Genomic DNA, 25,897 nt, shown 5'->3' with positions numbered 1-25,897 from the left:
ATAGGGGCGGATGAACCGCCCCTATAGATCAATTATTTGCAGGAATCACAACTGCATTTTGCCGGCATATCAAAAGACGGATTAAATGCATAGAAGTTTTTAAAGTCCAGTTCATCCTGAACCGTACGAAGTGCTTCACCGAATCTTTGATAGTGTACGACTTCTCTTGCACGCAGGAAACGGATTGGATCGATTACATCCGGATCTTTTACAAGTCTGAGAATATTATCGTAGGTAGTTCTTGCTTTCTGTTCAGCAGCAAGGTTTTCATGAAGGTCAGTGATCGGGTCCCCTTTAGACTGGAATTCACATGCATTAAAAGGAACTCCTCCTGCAGACTGCGGCCAGATCCCAACTGTATGGTCAACGTAATAAGGTGCAAAACCGGAACATTCAATTTCTTCCATTGACAGGTTTTTGGTCAACTGATGAACAATTGTGGACACCATCTCTAAATGTGCCAGTTCTTCTGTTCCGATATCGTTTAAAACGCCCATTGCTTTTCTGTTGGGCATTGTGAAACGCTGGGAAAGATATCTCATGGAGGCGCCCATTTCACCATCAGGTCCACCGTACTGACTCATTATAATCTGGGCAATTTTAGCATTTGGAGTCTTAATATTTACAGGATATTGTAATCGTTTTTCATAATTCCACATAGGTTAACATTTCCCCCTTTCCCATGGCCAAGGCTGCATTACCCATTCCCAGGTTTTACTCTTTACATCATCCGTGGTATCAATGGTAAGCGGACCGTAAAGGGCAGCATATTCTCTTAATGCTTTGTCACGTTTTTTAACATGTTCTTTACAAAAAGCCAGTGCTTTTTCATCACATGGATGAGTATCTAAATACAGAACCATATCATTTACAGCGAAACTTACTTCATTTATATAGCACATCAATTCTTCCCTTGACTTTTTTGGGCAAGGTGGTTCTGGTCTGCATTCCGGTTTTACCTGAGGTTTTTCAGGACGATGGCATCCGCAGTCCGGTTTTACTGGTTCACATGGACGCTGGCAGCCGCAGTCCGGTTTCATCTGAGGTTTTTCAGGACGATGGCAGCCACAGTCCGGTTTTACTGGTTCACAGGGGCGCTGGCAGCCGCAGTCTGGTTTCATTTGAGGTTTTTCAGGACGATGGCAGCCACAGTCCGGTTTTACTGGTTCACAGGGGCGCTGGCAGCCGCAGTCTGGTTTCATCTGAGGTTTTTCAGGACGATGGCAGCCACAGTCCGGTTTTACTGGTTCACAGGGGCGCTGGCAGCCGCAGTCTGGTTTCATTTGAGGTTTTTCAGGACGATGGCATCCACAGTCAGGTTTTACTGGTTCACATGGACGCTGGCAGCCGCAGTCCGGTTTTACCTGAGGTCTTTCAGGGCGCTGGCAGCCACAATCTGGTTTCATCTGTGGCTGGCAGGGACGCTGAGAACCGCAATCTGGTCTCATCTGAGGTCTGTTGTCCGGTCTGTACATGTTTTGGCAAGACTGGCGCTGGTTCATATTGTTAAAATTTCCATTTCTCCAATTATTCATTAACGGCAACCTCTCTTTCCGCAAAATGGTTTGCAAAGTTCCGGGAAGATAGTACCAACCTCAAGGGCCTTACACAGTTCGAACTTATCTTGAAATGTTTGCCATGGTACGTAAGCCATTGCTACCGGCATATCTTCCAGGCAAGTACAAGGTCTTGTTGTTTTATAATCACAAGGTGTACAATTATTCATAAAGTCTCCTTTTTCATTAATCTTAATTTCAATATTATCTTATGAAATACCTTTAAAAACGTGTCATATTACGGATAAAGTTTGTAATAATCATGAAATGTGATAAAATAAAGAAAACGGCATTTGGACGGACAGGATGTCCAAATAGGAGAGAGGTTGATAAAATGTTTGTGATAGACAGAATCGAAAAAAAATACGCAGTGTGTGAAATGGAAGATAAGACAATGATCAATATTCCGATAGAGAAACTGCCATCCGGTTGTAAAGAGGGCAGTTGTCTGGAATTAAATGAAAATGGGGAATATATTATTTTAGAGGAAGAGACCATTCAGCGTAAAAAACGGATGGAGGAGCGTTTTTCGCGTTTGTTTCAAAAATAATGTATAAAAAATAGATACCTGGCTGGACTGTTCCTGACGAATAAAAGGGTATTGTTAGCCATGGCTAAAAACCTTTCAATTGACAGGAATTCAAGCTTCCTATTTTCAGGGGAATGTGGTATTATAATCCATAGACAAAATGAAATGCAGTTATAAGTGGAATTAAGGAGTTTATAAATGGTTCAGAAAACGAGAAATGCAGGACGAGCAAATCAACCGGCAAAAAAAAGAAAAACAATAAGAAAAAGATTACAGGGAGATTTTCGGTATTACGATTATAACCTTTTGGCAAGTGTTATCCTGCTTACCTGTTTTGGATTGGTTATGTTATATAGTACAAGTGCATATGAAGCACAGATAGAATTTGGTACAGATATGTATTATTTTGGAAAGCAGGCAATCATCAGTGCGGTCTGTCTTGTAATCGTATTACTGTTTTCCCAGATCGATTACCATTTTTATGCAAAGTTTGCACTTTTTATTTACATTATTGCAAATATTTTGCTGATTGCTACGAAGTTTGTAGGTAGAACCATTAATGGAGCGAGGCGCTGGATCTTTCTGGGTGCATTGTCTTTCCAGCCGGCAGAGCTCGCCAAATTGGCAGTTATATTGTTTCTGCCCTTCTTAATAGTGAAACTCGGAAAGAATATGAAAGGATTGAAAGCACCTATGATTGTAATTGGATTCGGTGCTGCAACTTCTTTGTTTACATATGTGTTTACGGAGAACCTGAGTACGGCAATTATTATTGCTGGAATTACGGTGATTTTAATTTTTATTGCTCATCCGAAGACCCTTCCCTTTGTCATAGGCGGCTGTAGTATGGCAGCGTTAATCGGATTACTGGTTGCTTATCTTGCATCGGCAGTTCAGAATTCGGATAATTTCCGTATTAATCGTATTTTGGTTTGGTTAGAGCCGGAAACCTATTCCAGTCTGGGCGGTTATCAGGTTATGCAGGCATTGTATGCCATTGGTTCCGGAGGTCTTTTTGGAAAGGGACTGGGCAATAGTGCTCAGAAATTAGGATCACTGCCGGAAGCCCAGAATGATATGATTTTCTCAATTGTATGTGAAGAACTTGGTATTTTTGGTGCAGCGATGCTTACCATTTTGTTTATTTTTCTGTTGTACAGGCTTTTATTTATTGCGCAAAATGCACCGGACCTGTTGGGATCTCTGATTGCAACCGGAATATTTGCCCATATCGCATTACAGGTTGTATTAAATATAGCGGTTGTAATTAATCTGATTCCAACAACAGGTATTACGCTTCCTTTTGTTAGTTACGGAGGTACCTCTGTCATGTTCCTGATGGCAGAGATGGCACTGGCACTGAGTGTATCCAGGCAGATTAAGTTTAAAGAGCAGGAAGAAGAAGCAAAAGAAGGGAATCAATTTACGGTGAGAGGTTAAACAAATGATATTATCCGATGGAAGAATAGGAGATACTTATGTAGTGGCAGGACTTCACTTGGATGAGGGAATCACAAGAAGACTGGAAGCACTGGGTATATTCGAAGGCACAAAAGTAAAAATCATGAACATGAAAAAGAACGGAGCAGTGATTATCAAAGTGCGGGGCACTAGATGGGCGCTGGGAAGAGAATTTGCATCAGGGATTGAGGCAGAGGAGTGGCAAAATGAAACAGACAATTAATGTGGCATTCGTAGGTAATCCGAATTGTGGCAAGACCACGTTGTTTAATGCGTATACAGGTGCGAATCTGAAAGTGGCAAACTGGCCGGGCGTTACGGTGGAACGTAAGGAAGGTCAAACAAACTACAGAGGCCAGCATATCAAACTCATAGACACACCCGGTATTTATAGCCTGACATCCTATTCAATCGAAGAAAAAGTAACCAGAAAATGTATCATGGAAGAAGATATTGATGTAATCGTGAATATTGTGGATGCATCTGCGATGGAACGGAACCTCTATCTGACCACACAGCTGCTGGAACTTGGTAAACCTGTAATTCTGGCTCTTAATATGATGGATATTGTAGAAGAGCGTGGCATGGAAATAGATCTGCATCGTTTGCCCGAATTACTGGGAGCGATTCCGGTCGTACCCGTTTCAGCAAGAAAACGAACCGGTTTGGATGTATTGATGCATGCGGTAAAGCATCACTATGAAGAAGGACCAAATGAGCAGGTGATTCACTATTCTGATGATATTGAAGGAAAGATAGCAAAAATACAGGAAATTCTGAAAGTTAATCATCCGAAGATTCATAATGAACGGTGGATGGCAATCAAGCTTTTGGAAAAAGATGAAGAATTAATGGTTCAGTATATGGAAGAAACAAATAGTGTGGTGGACCGCAGTTACGAAAAAGAAATTATTAATCAGAAATATGACTATATAGAAGAGGTCATGGAGGAGTGTTTGTTTTATCGAAATGAAAAAGCAGCATCTACTGACCGGATTGACGAAATACTGACACACCGCATATGGGGTGTTCCTATATTTCTTGGCATTATGGCACTTGTCTTTTTTCTGACTTTTGTTGTGGGGGATGCACTGAAAGGTGTATTTGAAATTGGTTTGGGAGCTTTTTCGGATGCTGTACATAGTCTTTTGTTAAATATAAAAGCGGCAGACTGGCTGATTTCTCTGGTTGTGGATGGTATTATAGCAGGTGTAGGTGGTATTCTTACATTTTTACCTAATATTTTTATTCTTTTCCTGGCGTTAGCTATTCTGGAAGACAGCGGTTACATGGCTCGTGTGGCATATGTAATGGATAAACTTATGGGAAAAGCGGGCTTATCGGGCAAGGCATTTTTACCGATGATTCTTGGATTTGGATGCAGCGTTCCTGCTATTATGGCGACCAGAGCGTTAGAGCGGGAAGAAGACCGGAAAAAGACGATTCTGATTACCCCTTTTATGTCATGTTCAGCCAGACTTCCTATTTACGTATTATTTGCAGATATGTTTTTTGGTAAATATGCGATGGCAGCTGCATTTTCCATGTATGTGATCGGAATGGTAATTGGTATTCTAATTGCCCTTGTGAAGAATAAATTAGATTCGAACAAGAGAAAAAGTCAGTCTTTGCTGATAGAACTGCCGGAATATAAATTGCCCAATGCACGTACAATATTTATATATGTATGGGAAAAAGTAAAGGACTATCTTACAAAAGCAGGAACTACTATTTTTATAGCATCCATTGTGATCTGGTTTATATTAAACTTTAACTTTAGCGGTATGGTCGAGGATGTTTCCTTAAGTTTTGGTGCCATGATCGGCAAATGGATGGAGCCGGTCTTAGCTCCTGCCGGATTAGGTATGTGGCAGATTGGGGTTTCCCTGATAGCTGGTTTATCTGCTAAAGAAGTTGTAGTATCCAGTTTTGCAGTATTGTTTGGTGTTGGAAATGCCAATTCTGCTGCGGGAATGGCACAGATTATCGATAATCTTGGAAGTGCGGGGTTTGGCATGGTAAATGCCTATGCTCTGATGATTTTCTGCCTCTTGTATACGCCTTGTGCAGCTACAGTGGCAACAATAAAAAAAGAGACAAATTCCTGGAAGTTTACGTTACAGATGGTATTATTCCAGTTATTGCTGGCTTGGGGGCTGGCAGTACTGGTATATTAGGTTGGAAGTCGGATATTTTAAAGAATGGAGATGAAGCGCCGTGGGATGCTTCATCTTTTTGTTCAGAATATTAGAATATTTGATTTATTCTGTCAATTGATGATGTAGTAATGGTGTTATAGCTGCAGTATAATGGATGGGAAGAGACCGGGGATATCTGAAAAGTAAAATTTGATTAGATAATTGTAAATAACTGGTAAAATATTTTACCATATTTTCTCAGTATTTCTATAAAACAGGTATTTCCTGTAATTAATGTTTATTATGGTCGAAATATAGATAAAATTGTAGGAATTCAACTTAAATTTGATTGATTAAATTTGTGTCTGTGCTATAATTATAATATTAGAACTTAGTGGAGAGGATGATCCAGAAGTGAGAAAAGCGCTTGCAAAAAACAAAGGAGCATCTATGCTTCTGGCAATTTGTATCTTCATGGTACTTGCTGTTATTGGATTTAATGTGTTAGCCGCGGCATCTGCAAATACATATAATTCCAGAGGGCAGTTAGCGAATGAACAGGCGATCCAATATGTGAATTCTATTTATGAAATTGTTGATGGTATGATACAAGGCGGAGAATTTAATCTGGATGCCTGTCTGGAAGAAGAAGGGACAGAAGTGTCCGGTATGACTGCCGTTTTAGGTACTAATAATCTGGAAGATAGTAATGGGAATAAAATAGACGTATCGATTAAGTTTGCAAGGGATACAAATGCAAGCGTCACTCAAAAAAATCGTATCAAAGCGCAGATAACTATAAACTATAAAGCCAGAGACTATTGTATTACATCAATTTACCTGCAAGATAAAAGTTTGCCTGAACAAACAAAATACACTTTAATAAAATGTGAAGGTGTGGTGTCAAGTGATAATGAATAATCTGATTCATAAGGTGAAAAGTTTCTCCCGCCTCAGAAATGTATGTTTAAATAACCGGGGCGAAACGATGATTGAGTTAATAACCAGTTTGGCGTTATTTGCAATGACAATGGTTTTAGTTGCTGTTTTATTTTCTAATGCGAATCGTATTCTGATTAAAAATAATACCATTCAGAAAAACCTGAATCATCAGATAAATAATTTAGAACTTGGAAATGAACTGACAACAATTAAAAGTGATATTGATATGACTTTTATACTTTCAAAGGATGGCAGTACTGGTGTGGAACCGATAAAAGTAAATACAAAGGTAAAATTAGTAAAGCCATTAAGTGGTGATTCGGAAGGTACTATAGATTCAACGCTTGCAAAGTTTCAACGGGTTGTAGAGTCTGAAAGTGGTGATGGGTCATGAAGATTAATTTGTGTTTAAAATCAGATAGAAAGAAAGGGTTTACGCTAATAGAAGTAATTTTAACGGTTACATTAGTTGCCGTTTTCTTTACAACTGTTGCAGCGATACTCCCCCAATGGTTTAAATCCTATCAGAACGTGATCAGTGCAAGTAATGCCAGCCAGATAGCGAACAGCGTTATTACAGCCATCGATGAGCAGATCACTTATTCAGGTTCTGTGGAAGTAAAATCCGGCAGTCCGGACAGCATTTATTATCAGTACAAAACGGGAGAATATCGGGAAATTGTATTGGGTGATGATTGCAAAGTCATTCCCGGATTAGTATATGATGATAAATATTTTATAAATAATAAGTTGAAAATACATGCAGAATTTGCAAAAGATTTTGTAGAATCAGCTACAGCTACACCTTCACAAAAGAATGTATGTAAGTTAACGGTAACATTAATAAATAGAAATACTGGTAAAACGGTTATTGAAAAAGTTCGTTATATTAGACTTTATGGACCTGAAAAAAGTTAGGGGGACAGGTATGATCCTTTACAATTACGCTGCAAAAGATGCGGCTGGAAAAATACATAATGGCAAAATAGAAGCCAATGGGGATGATGAATTCTATCTTTTTTTAGATAAACAGAATTGGTATTGTATATCCGTTTCAAGAACAGATCTGCTTCGCGAAGCACAGAATCAGTCGGAATACCGCTTTAAACCAAAGGAAGTAGCATTATTTTGCCGGGAATTTGCTATTATGCTGTCATCCGGAATGAATATGCTGACTACACTTCAGCTTTTGTATGAACGCTGCCGTAAAGCTAAACAAAAACAATGCTATATGCACATGATAGAAGCGATAGAAAAAGGAGAGACTTTGCATGATGCTATGAGGAAGCTGGGGAAAACATTTCCGACACTTCTTTCTTCTATGGTTTTGGCTGGAGAGGCCAGTGGATCGTTAGATATCGTGATGGAAAAGATGGCGCAGTATTATGAGCGGGACTATCGTTTAAAAGGGAAAATCCAAACGGCTATGATCTATCCAATACTATTGATGTCGGTAACCGTTGCTGTAATAATTCTTTTATTTACGGTCGTACTTCCACAGTTTTTTACAATGTTTGAGGGGCAGGATCTCAATCCCCTTACCTCATTTTATATGAAACTTAGTGTATTTTTAAAGAACCAATGGTATATTCCATTAGGCATCATTATTGGCATCATTTTACTGATACATTTTTTGAAAAGAGATCCGGGATTTCGTTTAGAATATGATAAAAGTAAATTGAAAATTCCTTTAATCAGTAAGCTTTTAGAGAAAATATTAATATCCAGATTCGCCAATGGTATGAGCATTTTATACTCCAGTGGTATTTCAATTATACGCTGTATGGATATTTGCAGTACGGTAATATCCAATACGTATCTGGAATTCAAAATGCAGAGAGCCACAGAACAGGTGGAAAAGGGAACATCCCTGTCCCAGGCTTTAGAAGAACAGGGATTGTATGACAGTATGGTGTGGTCCATGGTTCATATTGGTGAAGAATCCGGTAATTTAGATGCGATGTTTTTGAAGCTTGCAGAATATTATGAGGAAGAATCAGAAAGTGCAACGCAAAAGATGATGGCGATTATGGAACCGGTGATGCTGATTATTATAGCAATAATCGTGGGTTCGGTAGTGGCAAGCGTCTTAATACCGATATATGGTATGTATCAGACGATTTAGAAAGGAACTGACGAAAATGATACTATCGATTGAATTTACGGCAGAACATATTCATATAGTGGAAGAAGATGTAAATGCCAAATCCATAACTGTAAGACGTTTTATAGAAATTCCTATGCCGGATGGTTCTTATTTGAATGGAGTGATTGTTAACACTGCAGCCGTAGCGGCTGCTATACAGGTTGCCGTAAAAGAGCACCGTATTCATACGAAAAAAAGTATTGTTACCGTAAGTGGTGTAGACATTTTACGAAAAGAATTCCAGGTTCCGTCAGGTAATAATAAACACACCCGGGGAATGGTTGAAAATGAGCTGAATAAGGCCGGAATGCTCAGATCAGACTACTTGTTTGACTATATTATTAAGAAGAATATCCAAAAAGATCAGGCAAAAAGTGAAACAATGCAAAACGTAGATGTATACTTAATGCCGAGAGCTTTGGTAAATAATTATCTCACTACCTTGCGGAGGGCGGGGCTTACTCCTTATCGAATTGAGACAGTCAGCAATAGCATGGAGCGACTGGCATTCCTGCTGAAAGTCGCCGATGGGGACGATATGTCGATTCTTTGCTGTGCGGAAAGAGACCAGATAGGTCTGTTATTTACAGGGGCAGGTACTAAAATGATATACCGAAGCACGCAAATTAAAGCAGAAGATACGATTGAAGAAAATGCATTTATTGTATCTGCCGTACAGTCGCTGAACAGGGAAGTAGATCCGATTGCAATTGCACTGGAAGAAATTGTTGAAAACGTTTCTAAACTGGTACAGTTTCATTCTCAAACAGGGAAGAAGAATAAAGTCGGGCAGATATTAATGTATGGAGATCTGTCAAGGGATTCACAATTCCTAAGCCGTATTGAGAATGCAACGGGCATCACTACAATAAAGTGCGATTTTCCCGATCATGTAACCTTTGCGGGGCCGGGAGATCTGACCTGTTTAAATGCTATAGGGGCATCTGCAGGCGGTTTGTATGAAGTTGCAGAAGAAAAGGATATTGATTTTTTTCCATTAATGAAAGAAAAGAAAGTGGAGAAGACTACAAAAAAAGATCTGATTCCGTTAGCGGCAGGAATGGGGCTCATTTTGATTCTGTCCGGAATTTATGCACTGCAGTCTTCGAGTAATATGACGGTTGAAGCGTCTGTTCAGGTGAGCCAGGATTTTATTAACGATCCTGAGAATCAGAAATTATATCAGAAAGCAAAAGCATTACAGGACTACACCATATCGCTGGCTGAATATAATGAAACATGTAATCAGTATATAGATGTTATTAAGAATACGCGGAGATTAGAATCAAATGATTTTAATGAACTGGATGCCAAAAAGCCTGAGGATGTAACAATTAAAAGCTATGGTTACAGTAATGGGGAGATTACCATTTCCTGTGATACCACAAATCAGGATGGGGCATCTGCTTTTGCTAAAATTTTAACTGATTCCGGGTTATATACGGATGTAAAATATACAGGATTCAGCAGCGGAAGCAGCGAAGATGGATCAGCAAATTATACTTTCCAGTTAGTTTGCACTTTATGGGCGCAATCGGGAGGTGTATCAGAATGAAAAAGAGCGAAAAAATACTTCTGCAGATTTTGATCTGTGTAGTTTTATTAGCTGTGGTTTGGATGTTTTTTCTAAAACCCGCACTTGAAAAGAAAGAGGTTCTAAGGGAAAGGGAAGAAGCAGCAAGAATAGAGCAGGAACAAATGCAGGCATTAATAGAAAAAGCCACACTTGAAGATGAGTTATTAGTTCAGCAGAATATTTCTAAAGAGAATTATGAGTTTTTTTATTCCGTATTAAACAGTTATAATATTGATAAAATTGTTAATGATCTTGCTAAAGAAAATTCGTTATATGTACAAAGTCTTCAAATCGGAGAATATACAGATGCATCCTCCGATTTTGTGATTGAGACGGAAGAGACACCGGAAGCAATTGATGAGTCTGCTGAGGTAACAAAATCAGATGATCAAGTCATAGAAGAAAAGGTAGAAAACCAGGCAAAATTATTGAAAAGTCAGGTATCTATTTCCATATCAGGTACCTATGATAATATTTTAGCTTATGTGAAGGCTTTGAATGCAAAAAGTATTTGCCTTAGGATAGATAGCATTTCACTCTCAGAAAATAACAGGGATGCAACGGGAAATGCCAGTCAGAATGCAACAATAGGCTTATCTCTCTATGGTATCAATAAGCCTAAAGAACAGTCAGGGAATGAATCATCAGAAACCAAGTAAAGTCAGATACCAGGTTATAAGCTGCGAACCAAAAAGAGCGGCGAACAGAAAACCGAAACATAAGAAGGGTCCAAAGGAAATCAAAGTTTTTTTATCTGCTTTTTTTCGGATAATTAAAAGTATGGACCAGCAAGAGGCGAGAATACAACCGGCAAAGGCACCCAGCAACACTAATTTCCATCCAAGGAAAAGCCCGCTTACAGCGCAGAGTTTAACATCGCCTCCGCCAAATCCGCCTGTTATAGCAGCGATGAGAAGCATGGGAATGCTGATCACTGCCAGCCCGATTAATTTTTCAATAAGTTCATTGGGTGTTACGATGATGTTGATTACAGCGAGAATGAAAATAAAAACCTGCAGGGAATCAGGAATCGTCATTGTTTGGATATCAGTGATTGAAACAACAATAAGACAGCAGAAAAACAAACAAAGCAAACCGCTGTAAATGGTAAAACCATGAGCTAAAAATGCTGCAAGGAAGAGAATTCCTGTTAATGCTTCTACCAGCGGATATTGCACAGAGATAGGTGCCTTGCATTTGCGGCATTTGCCTCTCAATATGAGATAACTGAAGATGGGAACCATGTCATAAGGCTTAAGGGTCGTATGACAGGAAGGACAAAAGGAACGTCCTTTTGCGATATTGAGGTGCAGGGGAATTCGGTAGATACAGACATTTAAAAAGCTCCCGATAACGAATCCCATAACAGTAATGTATGTCAGCCAAAAATATTCCATTGTTTTCTCTCCTTCGTATTGTTTTGCAGATGAATTATAACACAGATAGAATCAAAGGGGAATAGTATGTTAAAAAACTTACGACTGGGTCAGGTTCTTATAGAAACCGGATATATTACAGAGCAGCAATTAGAAGAAGCCCTGGAATACCAAAAAAACAGCAGTATGAAAAAAATGCTTGGAGATGTACTGGTTGAACTGGAATATATCACAGAGGAAGACCGGTTAAAAGCATTGTCTACGCGTATGAATGTCCGCATCATGGATTTCGAACAGTTAAAATCAACCATTGAAGCAATTTCACTGGTTCCCAGGGAAACTGCTGAACGCCTTATGGTGATCCCGCTTCGTGTAGATCAGAATAATTTAGTTCTGGCAACCGATAATCCATTGAATTATTATGGGTTTGAAGAATTAGAGACGCTCACCGGAAAGCAGGTTGTTCCGGCACTGGCTTCTAAAGCAGACGTAGAAGAAGCCATTAAGCGCAATTACGTAAATAAGACGATGATCAGCGCGATCGATGATGTACATAGAGAATATACGGGAGAATCGGATGTGAATGTATCCGAATCTTTCCAGCAGATGATGGACCGGGTAGACAGTTCGCCCGTGGTAAAATTAGCAAATACCATTGTCATTCAGGCATGCAGTATGCGAGCATCCGATATTCATATAGAACCTTGCCAGAATAACATCCGTATCCGTTTTCGTATTGATGGGGATTTAATGGAAGCAATGGTATTAAATACCACGGTACTGGTTCCGATTACAACACGTTTTAAGATTATGGGCGGATTGGATATTGCAGAACGCAGGGTTCCTCAGGATGGACGTTTCAGTCAAACGGTAGGAAATAAAAATATTAATTTCCGAATTTCTACACTTCCGTCCGTCTTCGGTGAAAAAATTGTAGTCCGTATTTTGGGTGATAATGCGATAAATATTGTGCAGGCAAGGGAATTGGGTATGAGCGAAAGCAATTATCAAAAGTTTGAACGTCTGCTTGCGAATCCAAACGGAATTATAATGGTTACCGGACCAACCGGAAGCGGAAAGACAACAACCATCTATTCTGCACTTCATGAATTGTCCCGACCAGATGTCAATGTGGTGACAATTGAAGATCCGGTAGAAAAATATATAAAAAATGTAACTCAGGTTCATATCAATACAAAGGCAGGATTAACATTTGCCGCAGGGCTTCGTTCTATCATGCGTCAGGATCCTGATATTATCATGGTAGGTGAGGTCCGGGATCAGGAGACGGCTGTGATTGCAGCACAGGCAGCAATTACAGGGCACCTTGTACTGACTACCGTCCATACAAATGATGCGGCATCCGCATTTATGAGATTAATAGACATGGGCGTGGAGCCCTACATTGTAGCATCTTCTGTAATTGGTGTAGTATCCCAGCGACTGGTTAAAGTGATCTGTGAGGATTGCAAAACGGAATATACCCCGACCGAAGAGGAGTTACTGCAATGGAGTGCCGACCGTCCAATGCCGGAAAAGTTTTATCATGGCGCAGGCTGTAAAAATTGCAATCACACAGGATACCGGGGCAGAACAGCAGTACATGAAGTTATTATGGTATCTCCGGACCTTAGAAACTTAATTATGAAGCATGCTTCTGCTCAGGATATTAAGAGGAAAGCAAAAGAATATGGATTCACGGATCTGAAAGAAAATCTTATGGATCTGATTGAACAGGGACGTACTACCATGGAACAAATGATAAAAGTAGCTAATTTCATCGAATAAAAGGGGGATTTATGGGCCAGATAGATGATTTAATCCAACAGGGAAGAGCACTTGGATGCTCCGATATCCATCTTACCTTCGGACTTCCGCCAATGGCGCGGAAGAACGGGAAATTAATTAAAATGCAGGGGCATGAGGTTTTGGATGCCCAGCAGCTTCAGGTGTCAGCTGACGATATGCTGATTAAGTGCCAGATTCAAAGACCGCAGGATCCATTGGAAGAAATAGATTTCTGCTATGAAGCGGCAGACGGAAGCAGAAACCGTGTTAATATTTATTATCAGCAGAAAAAAACGGTAATCGCCATACGATTGCTAAGCGCATATATTCCTACCATGGAAGAACTGAAATTACCTAAAATATTAAAAGATCTTGCCATGCTGAAACGGGGACTGGTACTTGTTACCGGACCTACCGGAAGCGGTAAATCCACTACATTGGCATCTTCTTTGGACTATATTAACCAATGCCGGAGTGAACATATTATTACAATCGAAGATCCGGTTGAGTATGTGCATCAGCATAAAAACTGTATGGTAAACCAAAGAGAAGTCGGGGTAGATACCAACAGCTTTGCAGCTTCTCTAAGGAGTGCACTCCGTGAAGATCCGGATATTATCCTGGTTGGAGAAATGCGGGATCTGGAGACCATAGCATCGGCAGTAACGGCAGCCGAAACCGGCCACCTTGTTTTTTCTACACTGCATACAACAGGAGCAGCACAGACAATAGACCGAATTATTGATGTATTTCCTCCGTATCAGCAGCAGCAGATCCGGACACAATTAGCTTCGGTTTTAAAGGCGGTAATATCCCAGCAGCTGATACCCACAGCAGACGGAAATGGCAGGGTAGCAGCCCTTGAAATATTATTGATAACAGATGCCGTTGCGAATATGATCCGTGAAAATAAATGCCACCAGATTACTTCCGTATTACAAACAGGGGGCAGGCTGGGTATGCAGTCCATGGATGGACATTTACTGGAACTGGCACAAAACCATATCATAAAACCGGAAATGGCGGTTGACTATGGTATCGACAAAAACATGTTAATGCAAAAGCTTTTCGCGTAATTTTTTTGCATCCTCAATGTGATATAAATTTGATAAATCCCCAAAGGGTTTATACATACAAAAACATAAATTTAAGGAGGTATGAATTATGACATTCATGCAGAAGCTGAGAAAATCAGCGAAAGAGAAGAAAGGTTTTACACTAATCGAATTGATCATCGTTATTGCTATTATTGCAATCCTGATCGCTTTGATCGCACCTAATTTGGTGAAGTTTTTATCAACGGCAAGAGGTACATCTGTAGATGCTAATGCTAAGACGGCGTATACTTCTATTCAGACAATGCTTACCGAAAAGGAAACTGGTAATATAAAAATTCAGGATGGAAAGTATACTATTACATTGGTTAATAATGCTATTACTGTATCATGTGATACAGCAGCTGTTGATCCAGCAGTTCTAATAACAACAGCTGATCTTGTTGATTTTTTTAATGCCAAAGAATTAAAAGGTGTAACAATTAATGCAAAGGTTGCAGCTGGAAATATTTTAGAGAGTGTTGAATGGAAAGCAAACGATAAAACAGGTAGCTATCCTTCAACTAAATAAAAATTTTATTTATATATAAGGCGGGTAAAATGCCTGCCTTATATATAATATTATCCATATTATTAAGTGCAGAATTAATAATACTACATTTACTAATATGAATAATCACTAAATTTTTCGTAAATATCAATCCAAGAAAGGGTGAAATATAATGTTTGCCAAAATAAAAAAAACACTCAAAGAAACAAAAGGCTTCACATTATTAGAAATGATTTCCGTAATCACCGTTGTAGCCATCATAGGTACAATCGTAACAGTAGCCGTATACGGCTATATGGTAACCGCATATATGCTCAAAGCAAATCAAACAGCGGAAACTGTTTTTTACGCTGCGCAGAATTATCTGACACAGCAAAAAGATATGGGTGCATTAGAACAATTTAATGAGCGCATTTCTACATATGATACCGGACTAAACACTGCCAGAATGGAAGACATATTGCAGTTAAATGGTTATTTTCCGGATGATGATCCCAGTGTTAAAGAGGAGTGGGAGAAGAACCATAACAGCAGTAAAATAGTCTCCGTATTTGTTAATAGTAAGAAGGGATATTTAGGAAACAGAGAAGACATGTCATCAAAGGATAATGATCTGTATTTTTATAATCCTTTCTGGACAGAGATCATCGAACCAAGTATAAAGGATGAGAACATTACCGATCATTGTTTTTTACTGGAATATGATGAGGCAACCGGTATCGTTCTTAGCGTTTTTTATTCCGAAAAAATAGATGATTTTTGCCGTAAACCATCTATTTATCCATATGAACTGAATAGCAGCGAAAAATATAACGTGGTAAAACGCGATACCAAAAGTCTGAAAGAAAAACGTCAGGGCTACTATGGAATCAGTATGTCCAACTATGCCAACAGCAAGGTGGAAGTATATCAACCGGCTGTAAAATTAGTGAACAGTGACAGACTATACTTAGAATGGCAGGATAAAAATTTACCACTTGAAGGAGCAGGGGCAGAGGCAGGAAACCCTGCTTTTTCCGCCGATTCTTCTCTTGCGGGGAAACTATATTATGACGTCAAAATAAAGTCTAAAAACAGACCTGATTTTAGTATTTCAATACCAAAAATAAAAGCGGTTATTGGTACCCCGACTGATTGGAAAACAGCTGAAGAAAAAGCAGGTACCTCTTCTAATCCAATTTTTATTTATGATAGCAGTACCAATACGTACTCTTTGAGTTTGGATTGTATCCATTACAGTATATTAGAAAAATATAAAGGGATTTTGTCTACCGATAATATTTACTGTGAAGTAACTCCGAAATTGGAGGGGATGTCCGTTTCAGAAGAAAAAGGTGTTTCCAATTATGAAAGTGCCAGCTTTGGGGGTGGAGAAAAAGAAGCTGATTATAATGGAGCAATGGTGGATGCAGGCGGAAGCGGCAAAATGGAAACCGGTTTAGAAGAAAATAATTCCACTTCAGATTATCCTTATACCATTAAATATGCCCGCCATCTAAACAATATGCGAAATGTAACTGCAGAATCTTATTTTCTGCAGACAGGTGATATTAACTGGAAGCTTCCGGAATACAACAATGACAGTTCCCATTCTGTGATGTTAAGCAAGAAACTTTTTGAACCAATTGTGTTTGTAAAAGAAGTAAAAGCGGATCAAAATGATCTTACCAATATCGTAACAGAGTTTAAAGGAAAATATGATGTTGAAGAGACATTTGATGAAGAAAATAATAAAAGAAATTTCAAAATAGCCGGCATCGATATTAAAGCAGATGCCAAAATCGGAAATAATGTAGGACTTTTTGCGGTAAATAGCGGCGAGATTAAAGGACTGCGGCTCCTTAATACATCGGTATCCGGAATTACAAATGTAGGTGCCGTCACAGGCACAAATAATGTTTCCGGAAAAATTACAGATGTTCAGGTACAGGCAGCGGTGCAGGCAGAAATTATAAATAGCAGCGGTGAGGAAAGTGATACCAATGAAGTTGCAGATTTTGGAAAAAACATTGGCGGTGTTATTGGTTTAAATAAAGGAGAAGTGTCGGATATTACCACACTGCCAGTCGTTAACAATGAATCGAAAGCAACACAGAATGTTGTGTCCGGTACCTATAATGTCGGCGGTATGATTGGTTTAAACTATTCGGATAAAGTAACTTCCCTTAAAAATTATAACAATTTGGGAATCGTAACCAATGGTGACGAAGTAATACAAAATTTTGGCGGAATAGCAGGACAAAATGAGAATGCAGGTAAATTATCGTCTTGCGTTAATAAAGGTGTCATTAGTCTAAATAACAAAAATGAACCGGCGGAAGATGATTCCGGTACATCAACCAAAGAACCTCTATATATTGGCGGAATTGCAGGCTATAATGAAGGTAAATTAAAAAAATGCGAAAATGTACTGGACGAAACATATTTTTTCGAATGCGATAAGCTTTTAGAGACTTGTTTAAATGATTTAAATAAAGAAAACGGAACATTACCCTCTTATTCAGGAAGGGGCGTTGGCGGTATTGCAGGTGGTAATTTTGGTGATAAGGCAGAAGTCATTGACTGCTTTGTAAATAATGCCGTTCTGGGTAAGGATTTTGTAGGCGGACTCATCGGCATCAATATGGGAAGTGTTACAAACGGAGGACTGATATCTTCCATTCTGGAGAATTTAACAGGGCGAAAAGAGGATGTCAGTGGTCTTGTAATTGGAAGCGGCAACATGGTTGGCGGCATTTTTGGATATACAGATGCAAAGAATACAGAGATTTCTAATTATGTTAATTCCTCAAATGTTCTGGGTGCATCTATGGTCGGCGGCATTATGGGAATGAATGGGGCAGATTTTAACAGCATACAGGAATTATTGGATGCTGACTGTATTGGAAATCTGGATGACCTCGTTTCCGGTACCGATGAATATTATAAGAGACTCATGCAGAAAGATCTGAATGATACTGAGAGAAATAATATAGAAAATGCTTTGCGTAATTATTACTCTGAATTAATGCAGGGAGGATTAGCAGCAAAATACATCAACAATGTAAATAAGATAAGCAACTGCACCAATATGGGATTTGTTTATGCAGCTAAACGATACAGCGGAGGTATTACCGGAGTAAACTATGGTGAATTAAACAAATGTATTAGCAGCTTTGAAGAAAAAGAAAACGGTCTGGTTAATTCAAACTACGATTTTCTTACAACGGCAGACTGTGCAGGGGGGATAGCAGGATTAAATCTCGGAACTATAACAGGTGATGGGTCCAATAATTCAAACAGTAATAACTATGTATATGGTAATTCTTTTGTTGGCGGGATTGTTGGATGGAATGTATCCTCCATTAGTGGATACCGCAGTATCTCCGGGTCTGTACGGGGCCGGAACAATTATGTGGGCGGATATCTGGGAATGAATTCTGATTTAAGCGGTATAAATGGTGTTGAGGTAGCCTACAATGGCATTACGGACTCACAAATTACCGGTAAAAATTATGTAGGCGGAATCATTGGCTGTAATATTGTTCCGGTTGAGAAAAATGATCAGTTACAGGTTCAGATCACAGGAACTACAACCGGCAATATTTCGATCAAAGGAGAAGCCTATGTGGGAGGAGTTATCGGTTATCATTCCTGTATTGAAAATTTGAATAATGTTCCCATCCAATGTGCAAGTCTGACTGCATCATACCCTTATGGTGTCTTTGATGCGAATACTTCGCAGACACAGAATGAAGCACAGAAAATCATAACGAACTTTGTAAGCTGCAGAAATACTGCGTCGGTAACCGGTTCCCGTTATGTTGGCGGAATTATCGGCTGTAATGAAAAGGGCAGTAATTTAGCGGTAAATTCAAGCAATAATTATGGCGATGTATCAATTGTAATCCCGAATGGCATTCAGATAGAAGAAGATGCGGCAACATCGGATCAGATCACAGGGACTTCCTATTTTATCGGGGGAATTACCGGCAGAAATACATCGACCGGTTTAATTCAACAATGTTACAACGAAGGAAATGTAAAATCCCCAAGCAAATATCTGGGCGGACTGTGTGAAGTAAACGAGGGAATCATCCTAAACTGCGTCATAGGAGATGCAAAAAGTTTTAAAATTGAAGGCAAGAGCAGTGTTGGAGGAATCGTCGGATTAAACCATACCACAGATCCATCAAACCCGGCACGGGTTGAAAAATGCAGCGCCAATCAATATGCTTCCATCGTTGGCGGCAGTAATACCGGAGGTCTTGTAGGTACAAATGAAGCTTCCATTGTTAATTGTACTACGTATGCCAATGTATCTGCGCCGGGCGGGGATAAAGTAGGCGGTATAACCGGTTTTAACAAAGGAAGTATATCCGGTACGGAAATCGGAAGTGAGCGGATTATACCTGCTGTAGTGGGCAGAAACTATGTTGGAGGATTGATCGGAGTTAACGAAGGAATCCTTTTACAAGACGGCTCTGACAACGAGACAACATCCCAGGGGGTGCAGCCGACTCTGGAAAATTTAGTGAACCGGGCAAATGTTACAGGGGAAAATTATGTCGGCGGTATCGTAGGCAGCCATAATTCCAAGAGCATAAAATCCTGCAGTAACTATGGCAATATTACATCAGAGAAAAAAGATTCATCGGATAATGTAATTGGTTCGGGTTATGCAGGCGGTATTACCGGAGTGAATGAATCGGGCAAAGAAATAACCGATTGCCAAAATTATGGAAATGTATCCAGTAATTACGGTCAGTCCGGCGGAATCGTAGGCATGAACTTAGGCTCGATACAAAGCTGCTACAATCGTTTCGGAACCATAAGAAGTGATTATGCTCAGGCAGGAGGCATCACAGGAACCAACTCCGGCGTCATTCAGGCCAGTCATAACCTGGGGAGTGTAACAGGTGCTGTCACAGGTACAGAAAATAATGCTATTGGCGGAATTGCAGGTATCAATAACAGTGCTTCCCAAGGTTTAGCAGCAGGTGACATTAAGGACTGTACATCAAAATTAAATGATACAAATTCAAACTCTGTTACAGGCAGTAATATAGTGGGCGGCATTGTGGGTTGGAACCAGGGATCTGTTACAATGAAAAAGAACAATGGTGAAAACAATAATGTTTCCATTAATATCAATGTAAATCAGGCTGCGGTTAACAGTACCTCCGGAAATACCCCGTTGATCGGCGGCATAATCGGAAAAGACGACAGAAAAGTGACGGCTCAGAATCCGCCAGGCATTGAAAACTATATCTACAGCGGAACCATTCAAATTAGTGAGATGGCACAGACCTTATATGCCGGCGGAATAATCGGCTATAATAACAAAGGGCATATTGTGAAAAACTGTGAATTCAGAGGTACTGTCAGCGGACTTGGAAACAGAAATTTCGACGACAAGGGCAACCTGAAGACGGATGGAGGTGTAGGCGGTATTACCGGGCGCAATGCGGGAACGATATATTTAAACCGGATTGGAGATAGTAATGAATATGGTATTAACACAACGCCCGATACCCCTTCTTCCATTAACGGCTGCACAAATGTAGGCGGAATTGTGGGAATTGGAGATAAGGACAGCAGCATTTTATGTGACACACCCAATAATGGTAATGCAAAAAAAGGCTATATCGTTAATTATAGCTCGGTAACAGGTGTTTTAAATGCAGGCGGTATTTATGGCAACAGCAGTGTTGCAATAGAGAGCTGCAAAAATAAAGGGGTTATAGGTGGAAAAACACGTATAGGAGGAATAAGCGGGTCACATAATAATTCAGCAAATATTACGGATTGCGAGAATACATCAGAAGCTCAGATTAATCCTTTGCAGGAGAATGCCAGCGAATTAGGCGGTATCGTAGGATATGCTGGCAGCACTACGATTTCCAACTGTAAAAACATGGGAATAATCTGTTATGCAGATGAAAATAATCAACCTGCCGGTATTACAAATGTAGGTGGTATTGCAGGTAATGGCTCAACATCTACGTTTATAAATTGTAAGAATGGTACAGCTGGTGAAACCCTGGATTTCCTAACCTGTGATGTCCGCAATGCAGGAGGGATTGTAGGTAATTATGCAGGTCCCAAACCAGGAAAGGACGTAAAGAATGCGGAAGATCTCAATACCCTGGTAAAAAACTTTGATTCCTGCAGCAATTATATGAATATAGTAATGAATGGCGATTTATGCGGAGCTGTTGGAGGGATCGTGGGCAATGCTTCCGGTAATGACCTGTATCTGATTCTTAATTCCTGTAACAATTACGGTAAAATAAAAATGAATTCCAATAAAAAACTGGATATTTATAATTATCAGAATTGCGGTATGGGTGGAATTGTCGGCTATGCAACTACAAAAGTATATATTAAAGATTGTAACAATTCCGGAGTAGTAGATGTCAATAATTATGCCCAGGTTGGAGGCATCATAGGGGTAATAAAAAGTAAAAGCAATGCAGTTTCAGTAGGTTTAATAGAAAGCTGTAACAATAACGCAGCCGGTACCATAAAGGGCGGCGGTGATGTAGGAGGTATCATCGGAAGACAGGAAGATGGAGCGTACCTGAAAGTTCAGAATAATGAAAATAGTGGTTCCATTTCCGGAATTCAAAACGTTGGCGGAATATTAGGGCGTATATACCAGGGAACTTCCAGTGCTTTTCATACAGGAGAATACAGTAACTGCACAAATAAAGGCAATGTTTCCGTCATATGGAATAAGGAAGCAAATGCAACTCCCTCCGGTATAGGCGGATGTGTCGGGTTTGTACCATATGCGGGAGAAGTATTTACAAATTTAATTAATGATGGTGTGGTATCTGTTGATGAGTCGGTAGGTTCCAGGACTGTGACAGGGGTAGGCGGTATCGTAGGATCCTTGGGCAATACGGCAAATTCAAACAGCACGTTTAAAAATTGTTCGAATAAAAAGGACTTAGTCTTTGACAGGGCGGATATCCAGATTAACTCCCTGGGAGGAATTGCGGGATCCATGGCTTCACCGGCAGGAACTGCACTAAACGGCTGCACAAATTATGCAAGTGTAATATCCAACGATTCATCGGTCAATGTGGGCGGCATCGTGGGTGCTCTTTCTGGCGGAACGATAACAGCATGTTCAACCCGAATCCCGACAGGATCAGCAGTTCCTTTCATACAAGGGGGCCAGCGTGTCGGAGGAATCGCGGGTTATGTCAGCGGCGTTGCCACAAAGGTTATGAGTGATATTAAAATTGATCCCGAGAATGAATCAAAACAGTTCAGGGCTACTTATAACACATTTCATGTGACCGCGGATAAAGAAGCAGGGGGAATTGTGGGAGAATTAGCAGGTTCGGCTATTTTATCTGTTTACAACACCGGAAATGTATCCGTTAAACGTGTGGCGGCAAGTGAACTGTCAAATGTAAATTCTGCGGGCGGTATTGTCGGGTATGCAAATGATGCTTCCACCCTGAATAAAGGTATCGTAATCAATTGCTACAGCCTTGGCAAAATCGGCTGGACGGACGGAAAGGCGGCTTCTAAAGATGATGTATGCGGTTACATTGGAGGAATTATAGGTGCTCGCAGATATATAGGAAACGGCAGTGACTTACGTGATAAAACATGTACGGGAGCCAGTATACGTGACTGCTATTTTATCAGTGACAGAGTAGCGTCCACCCTGCCATACTTAAAACTCGGCAATACCCCTTTACAATTTCATCAATGGATGGTTGGTAATGAACCGTTTGCGAAATATAATACCGACAATGGTGACAGTCAAAGCTATACGGAAAAGGATGCAGCCGGCGAAAAGGGTTATTGGAATAAAGCAAGTTTTGATGCGCTTCTTGATACAATAGGAAAAACAGATGATTTCACCTGGGATAAAAACGATGAACTTACAAATGTAAATAACATCCTGCAGAATTATTTTTATGAGCTGCCGATACCGGATACCAAGGAAGTTACCGGCGTAAAAGGAACAACCTACGAAATGAAATGGAAGGGATTAGTCGGCTTAACCAGTGGTTATGAAGTATCTATCTATACCAGTTATAAATATGTGGATGGGATTAAGACAGGTGATGGGGCAGCAATATGGAGCAGTCATTACGACAGTAATAATCTGGAAGGACTGACATTAAATCTTAAAAATATTGCAGCTAAATATATGGGACAGAAACTGTATTTATCCATTCAGGCTAAAGGATACAGTATTGGTGAAGGGGAAAATAAAATTGATATTACCACCGACAGTAAAACGTCCATCGTGCAGTCCTTTGTGATGATGCCGCCATTACCGACAGTAGAAGTTCCGGAACAATTGGATATACAACAGGAATCCAAGAGCAGTAAGGTAACGCTCTCCATAAAAAATTTAAACGATTATTACAAAGATAGTCCTTATAATGATTACAATGGTTTGCGTGAATTAAGTCAGGGGCATCTCTTAGAAAATAATTTATATGAGATGTATAAAAACGGAACGGCAAAGATCAAAGTCATTGATTATTTCTTAAATAGTGAAAATGATGCATATTTTCAATGGCATTCCAATGAGCATGAGATGAATATTAACTGGGAAACGGGAGAAGCCACCTTAACTATTGACTATAGCCAGCCGGGTGAAAAATATGAAAATAAGTTCTGGCATGCGTATTTAGTACAGATATGTATCTCAGACCAACAAAACTCAACGTCGTTAAACCCGGATACGTATTCGGATAATATGGTTAAATATCGTTATTTGTCTTCCGATACGGAAGAAAAGAGATTTTTATTAAGTACGACTACCAGTCTGACACCACCGAAAGGCCTGGAAAAGACTTATACCGGTACCACCGCAGAACCGGCATATAGTTTAACCTGGCAGAATCCCAACGAAAGCAAAGAGAATGTAAAAGGATACAAAGTAGTGATAACCAATCCGGCTACAGGAAAATCGATTGAAAAAGAACTGCTTAAAACGGAGGCCCTGCGTTATGATTTAACCTCAGAAAATATTAAAGAATTGATGGGAGATGATTATCCAAAACCAGAAACGATAAATAATACACTAAACTGGTCTGTTACAGCTTTAAGCGGAAGCAATGTGGAAGACAAGGTATTCTATAAAGATTCCGAACCAGCCACAGATTCCATTACCCTTGTGCTGATGGAAAATCAGGTGAACTCCATTACAGGTGAGGTTCCCAGTGCTATTTATTATCCATATATTGTAGATTTCAAATGGGAGGATCCATCATATTCAGCAAATACTAAATATGAATTTATGTTTACGGTAACATCAGAAGGTAAGGACGTAACCAAGGAGGCAGCACTTAATTATTCCACCGGAACTACTTGTCAGGTTGATTTACCCAAAGCATTAGACGCCGATTATAATATCGAACTGACGGTTAAAAAGGTGGGAATTATCGGGCAGACTCTGGACTCGGCAGTTTCTGTCGGCAAGTTAACCGTGAAAAAGTCACTGTCAGCAGTGGCTTCACTGACACATTCAGAACCTCAGATTGATGCGGAAGATTCTGCCAAGATAAAAGTGAACCTGGACTGGAAGATACCGGATGGTGTTAATGAAACAAACTGTTCCGGGTACTTATTTGCGATATTACCGGTTGGTGAACTGCAGATGGATAACGCCATTACAACCGTTGTAGACGGCTGGGATACAGTTAAAACAGAACTGAAATTTGATACATCCAGTATCGGAAATGATTATTTTGTTTATGCGTATGCCTTAGGTGTGCAGGATGTTTCCTCTACCTCTATTGGGAAATCAATTTCCATGGTGCTGCCGAAAGACCGCTTAACAAAACCGGTACTTAAGGGCGAAATCCAACATGAAAATGGTGTGGTAATCCCGCCGGAAGATGGATGCGGCAGAGACGAATATCCGGCACTGAAGTATGTATTCAGCTGGAAAAACGACAAAAACGAACTGTCTAAGATCAAAGGCTGCCGTATCAAGCTGACAGATGATGAAGGAAACCTCATATCACTGAATGGAAAAGAATATTTAGATATTACCGATTCGGGAGTCATGGCAGAAGAGGCAGGCTACACACTTACAAAAGATCTGTCGCAGTACGCCGGAAAGACTTTGAGCATAAGTATTGTAAAACTATCAAATTCTATCACAGCACTTGCATCGGAAGCCGGGGTTCTTCAATTTACGGTTCCAAAAACGAAACTTGAAAGTCCGGAAAACCTTGGAGTTCTTGTTCAAATGGGTAATGGGGCGACCGCTGGTGATAATTGTACGGAAGCAGAATTCAAGGATATGACCTATGTATTTTCATGGGAGAATAACCCGATTGATTCAGGAAAAATAAAAGGCCATAGGTTTATATTAATGGATGGGGATGTGGAAATCAATTTTAACAATGGGGATTATGTATTAGACGGTGAAGCAGAAGAGAACAGTATTAAAATGGATTTATCGTCATACGCCGGAAAAACCCTTACGATGAAGATCGTAAATATTCCGGTTGATGAAAATGAACTTCTGTCTGATGCCGGCTCTATAGAGATAAACATTCCTCATCTGACGCAAGTAAAATTAAATCTGCAGACAGAGCCTTCCGCAGCTATCAGGGATGCAGTTCCTGACAGCGAAAAAGAAACTGCTGCTATGGATAAGGAAGTAAATACCGAAACAGAAAATCCAGAGAAGTGAAAGCTTCCCTGGATTTTTTTATGTAAAAAAACATTCTTTTTATTTTGTAGTTCAAAATAAATTCACAAAATATTTCTTGACAAAACACACCTGCTCTTATATACTTTGAATATC

General features: G+C 39.8%; 19 protein-coding genes. 15 read left to right on the top strand and 4 right to left on the bottom strand.

Features of this window, described 5'->3' with window-relative positions:
* Positions 1-32 precede the first annotated feature (32 nt).
* Entirely contained in the window at positions 33-659 is a 627-nt protein-coding gene (locus CD03_RS0114215; protein WP_027294226.1) for a manganese catalase family protein, read from the bottom strand.
* A 3-nt stretch (positions 660-662) separates the two neighbouring features.
* Positions 663-902 carry a spore coat protein CotJB gene (locus tag CD03_RS38265; protein WP_044289993.1) on the bottom strand — a complete coding sequence of 80 codons (240 nt, stop codon included), beginning with the start codon at positions 900-902 and terminating at the stop codon, positions 663-665.
* Positions 903-922: 20 nt separating this feature from the next.
* On the opposite strand from CD03_RS38265, the gene CD03_RS38260 reads away from it, so the two are divergent.
* Positions 923-1,510, top strand: coding sequence for a hypothetical protein (locus CD03_RS38260; protein ID WP_197041663.1), 588 nt, complete (start codon positions 923-925; stop codon positions 1,508-1,510).
* Between the two features lie 24 nt (positions 1,511-1,534).
* Here the strand turns inward: CD03_RS38260 and CD03_RS33535 are convergent, their stop codons facing one another.
* Positions 1,535-1,726: a spore coat associated protein CotJA gene (locus CD03_RS33535; RefSeq protein ID WP_044289386.1), complete on the bottom strand. Its 192-nt coding sequence runs from the start codon at positions 1,724-1,726 to the stop codon at positions 1,535-1,537.
* A 92-nt stretch (positions 1,727-1,818) separates the two neighbouring features.
* On the opposite strand from CD03_RS33535, the gene CD03_RS0114200 reads away from it, so the two are divergent.
* The 10 genes from CD03_RS0114200 to CD03_RS0114155 all read left to right on the top strand — a co-directional run bounded on the left by CD03_RS0114200 (position 1,819) and on the right by CD03_RS0114155 (position 11,007).
* Positions 1,819-2,106: a DUF3006 domain-containing protein gene (locus CD03_RS0114200; RefSeq protein WP_081820245.1), complete on the top strand. Its 288-nt coding sequence runs from the start codon at positions 1,819-1,821 to the stop codon at positions 2,104-2,106.
* Between the two features lie 177 nt (positions 2,107-2,283).
* Positions 2,284-3,525, top strand: a complete 1,242-nt coding sequence (locus CD03_RS0114195) for an FtsW/RodA/SpoVE family cell cycle protein (RefSeq protein WP_044289385.1) — start codon at positions 2,284-2,286, stop codon at positions 3,523-3,525.
* Between the two features lie 4 nt (positions 3,526-3,529).
* Complete coding sequence (locus CD03_RS0114190) at positions 3,530-3,769, top strand: FeoA family protein (protein WP_027294222.1); 240 nt, start codon at positions 3,530-3,532, stop codon at positions 3,767-3,769.
* Positions 3,753-5,723, top strand: a complete 1,971-nt coding sequence (gene feoB / locus CD03_RS0114185; RefSeq protein ID WP_027294221.1) for a ferrous iron transport protein B — start codon at positions 3,753-3,755, stop codon at positions 5,721-5,723. Before CD03_RS0114190 ends, feoB begins: the two co-directional genes overlap by 17 nt.
* A 375-nt stretch (positions 5,724-6,098) precedes the next feature.
* The gene (locus CD03_RS0114180; protein WP_027294220.1) at positions 6,099-6,605 is read left to right on the top strand and encodes a hypothetical protein; all 507 of its coding nucleotides are present in this window, start codon (positions 6,099-6,101) and stop codon (positions 6,603-6,605) included.
* Positions 6,598-7,020: a hypothetical protein gene (locus tag CD03_RS0114175; protein ID WP_027294219.1), complete on the top strand. Its 423-nt coding sequence runs from the start codon at positions 6,598-6,600 to the stop codon at positions 7,018-7,020. Before CD03_RS0114180 ends, CD03_RS0114175 begins: the two co-directional genes overlap by 8 nt.
* On the top strand, positions 7,017-7,544 hold the full coding sequence (locus CD03_RS0114170) for a type II secretion system protein (RefSeq protein ID WP_027294218.1): 528 nt from the start codon (positions 7,017-7,019) through the stop codon (positions 7,542-7,544). Before CD03_RS0114175 ends, CD03_RS0114170 begins: the two co-directional genes overlap by 4 nt.
* A 10-nt stretch (positions 7,545-7,554) precedes the next feature.
* Positions 7,555-8,751: a type II secretion system F family protein gene (locus CD03_RS0114165; protein WP_027294217.1), complete on the top strand. Its 1,197-nt coding sequence runs from the start codon at positions 7,555-7,557 to the stop codon at positions 8,749-8,751.
* 16 nt (positions 8,752-8,767) lie between these two features.
* Positions 8,768-10,327 carry a PilN domain-containing protein gene (locus tag CD03_RS0114160; RefSeq protein ID WP_027294216.1) on the top strand — a complete coding sequence of 520 codons (1,560 nt, stop codon included), beginning with the start codon at positions 8,768-8,770 and terminating at the stop codon, positions 10,325-10,327.
* A complete protein-coding gene (locus CD03_RS0114155; RefSeq protein WP_027294215.1) occupies positions 10,324-11,007 on the top strand; it encodes a hypothetical protein in 684 nt (227 codons plus the stop codon). Before CD03_RS0114160 ends, CD03_RS0114155 begins: the two co-directional genes overlap by 4 nt.
* Here the strand turns inward: CD03_RS0114155 and CD03_RS0114150 are convergent.
* Entirely contained in the window at positions 10,993-11,745 is a 753-nt protein-coding gene (locus tag CD03_RS0114150; protein ID WP_027294214.1) for a prepilin peptidase, read from the bottom strand. The genes CD03_RS0114155 and CD03_RS0114150 overlap by 15 nt on opposite strands.
* A 66-nt stretch (positions 11,746-11,811) precedes the next feature.
* Between CD03_RS0114150 and CD03_RS0114145 the strand changes: the two genes are divergently transcribed.
* The 4 genes from CD03_RS0114145 (at position 11,812) to CD03_RS0114130 (ending at position 25,783) form a co-directional block, all read left to right on the top strand.
* On the top strand, positions 11,812-13,512 hold the full coding sequence (locus tag CD03_RS0114145; protein WP_027294213.1) for a GspE/PulE family protein: 1,701 nt from the start codon (positions 11,812-11,814) through the stop codon (positions 13,510-13,512).
* An 11-nt stretch (positions 13,513-13,523) separates the two neighbouring features.
* A complete protein-coding gene (locus CD03_RS0114140) occupies positions 13,524-14,588 on the top strand; it encodes a type IV pilus twitching motility protein PilT (RefSeq protein ID WP_027294212.1) in 1,065 nt (354 codons plus the stop codon).
* An 88-nt stretch (positions 14,589-14,676) separates the two neighbouring features.
* Positions 14,677-15,138 (top strand): prepilin-type N-terminal cleavage/methylation domain-containing protein, encoded by a 462-nt coding sequence (locus tag CD03_RS36095; protein WP_052377804.1) that lies wholly within the window; start codon positions 14,677-14,679, stop codon positions 15,136-15,138.
* 151 nt (positions 15,139-15,289) lie between these two features.
* Positions 15,290-25,783 carry a type II secretion system protein gene (locus tag CD03_RS0114130; protein ID WP_027294211.1) on the top strand — a complete coding sequence of 3,498 codons (10,494 nt, stop codon included), beginning with the start codon at positions 15,290-15,292 and terminating at the stop codon, positions 25,781-25,783.
* Positions 25,784-25,897: the final 114 nt, after the last annotated feature.

Origin of the sequence: Robinsoniella sp. KNHs210 (assembly GCF_000686105.1) — a bacterium.
In the GTDB taxonomy this organism is placed as follows: Bacteria; Bacillota; Clostridia; order Lachnospirales; family Lachnospiraceae; genus Robinsoniella; species Robinsoniella peoriensis.
The sequence above is the reverse complement of the archived record's forward strand: the minus strand, read 5'-3'. Positions and strand labels throughout refer to the sequence as shown.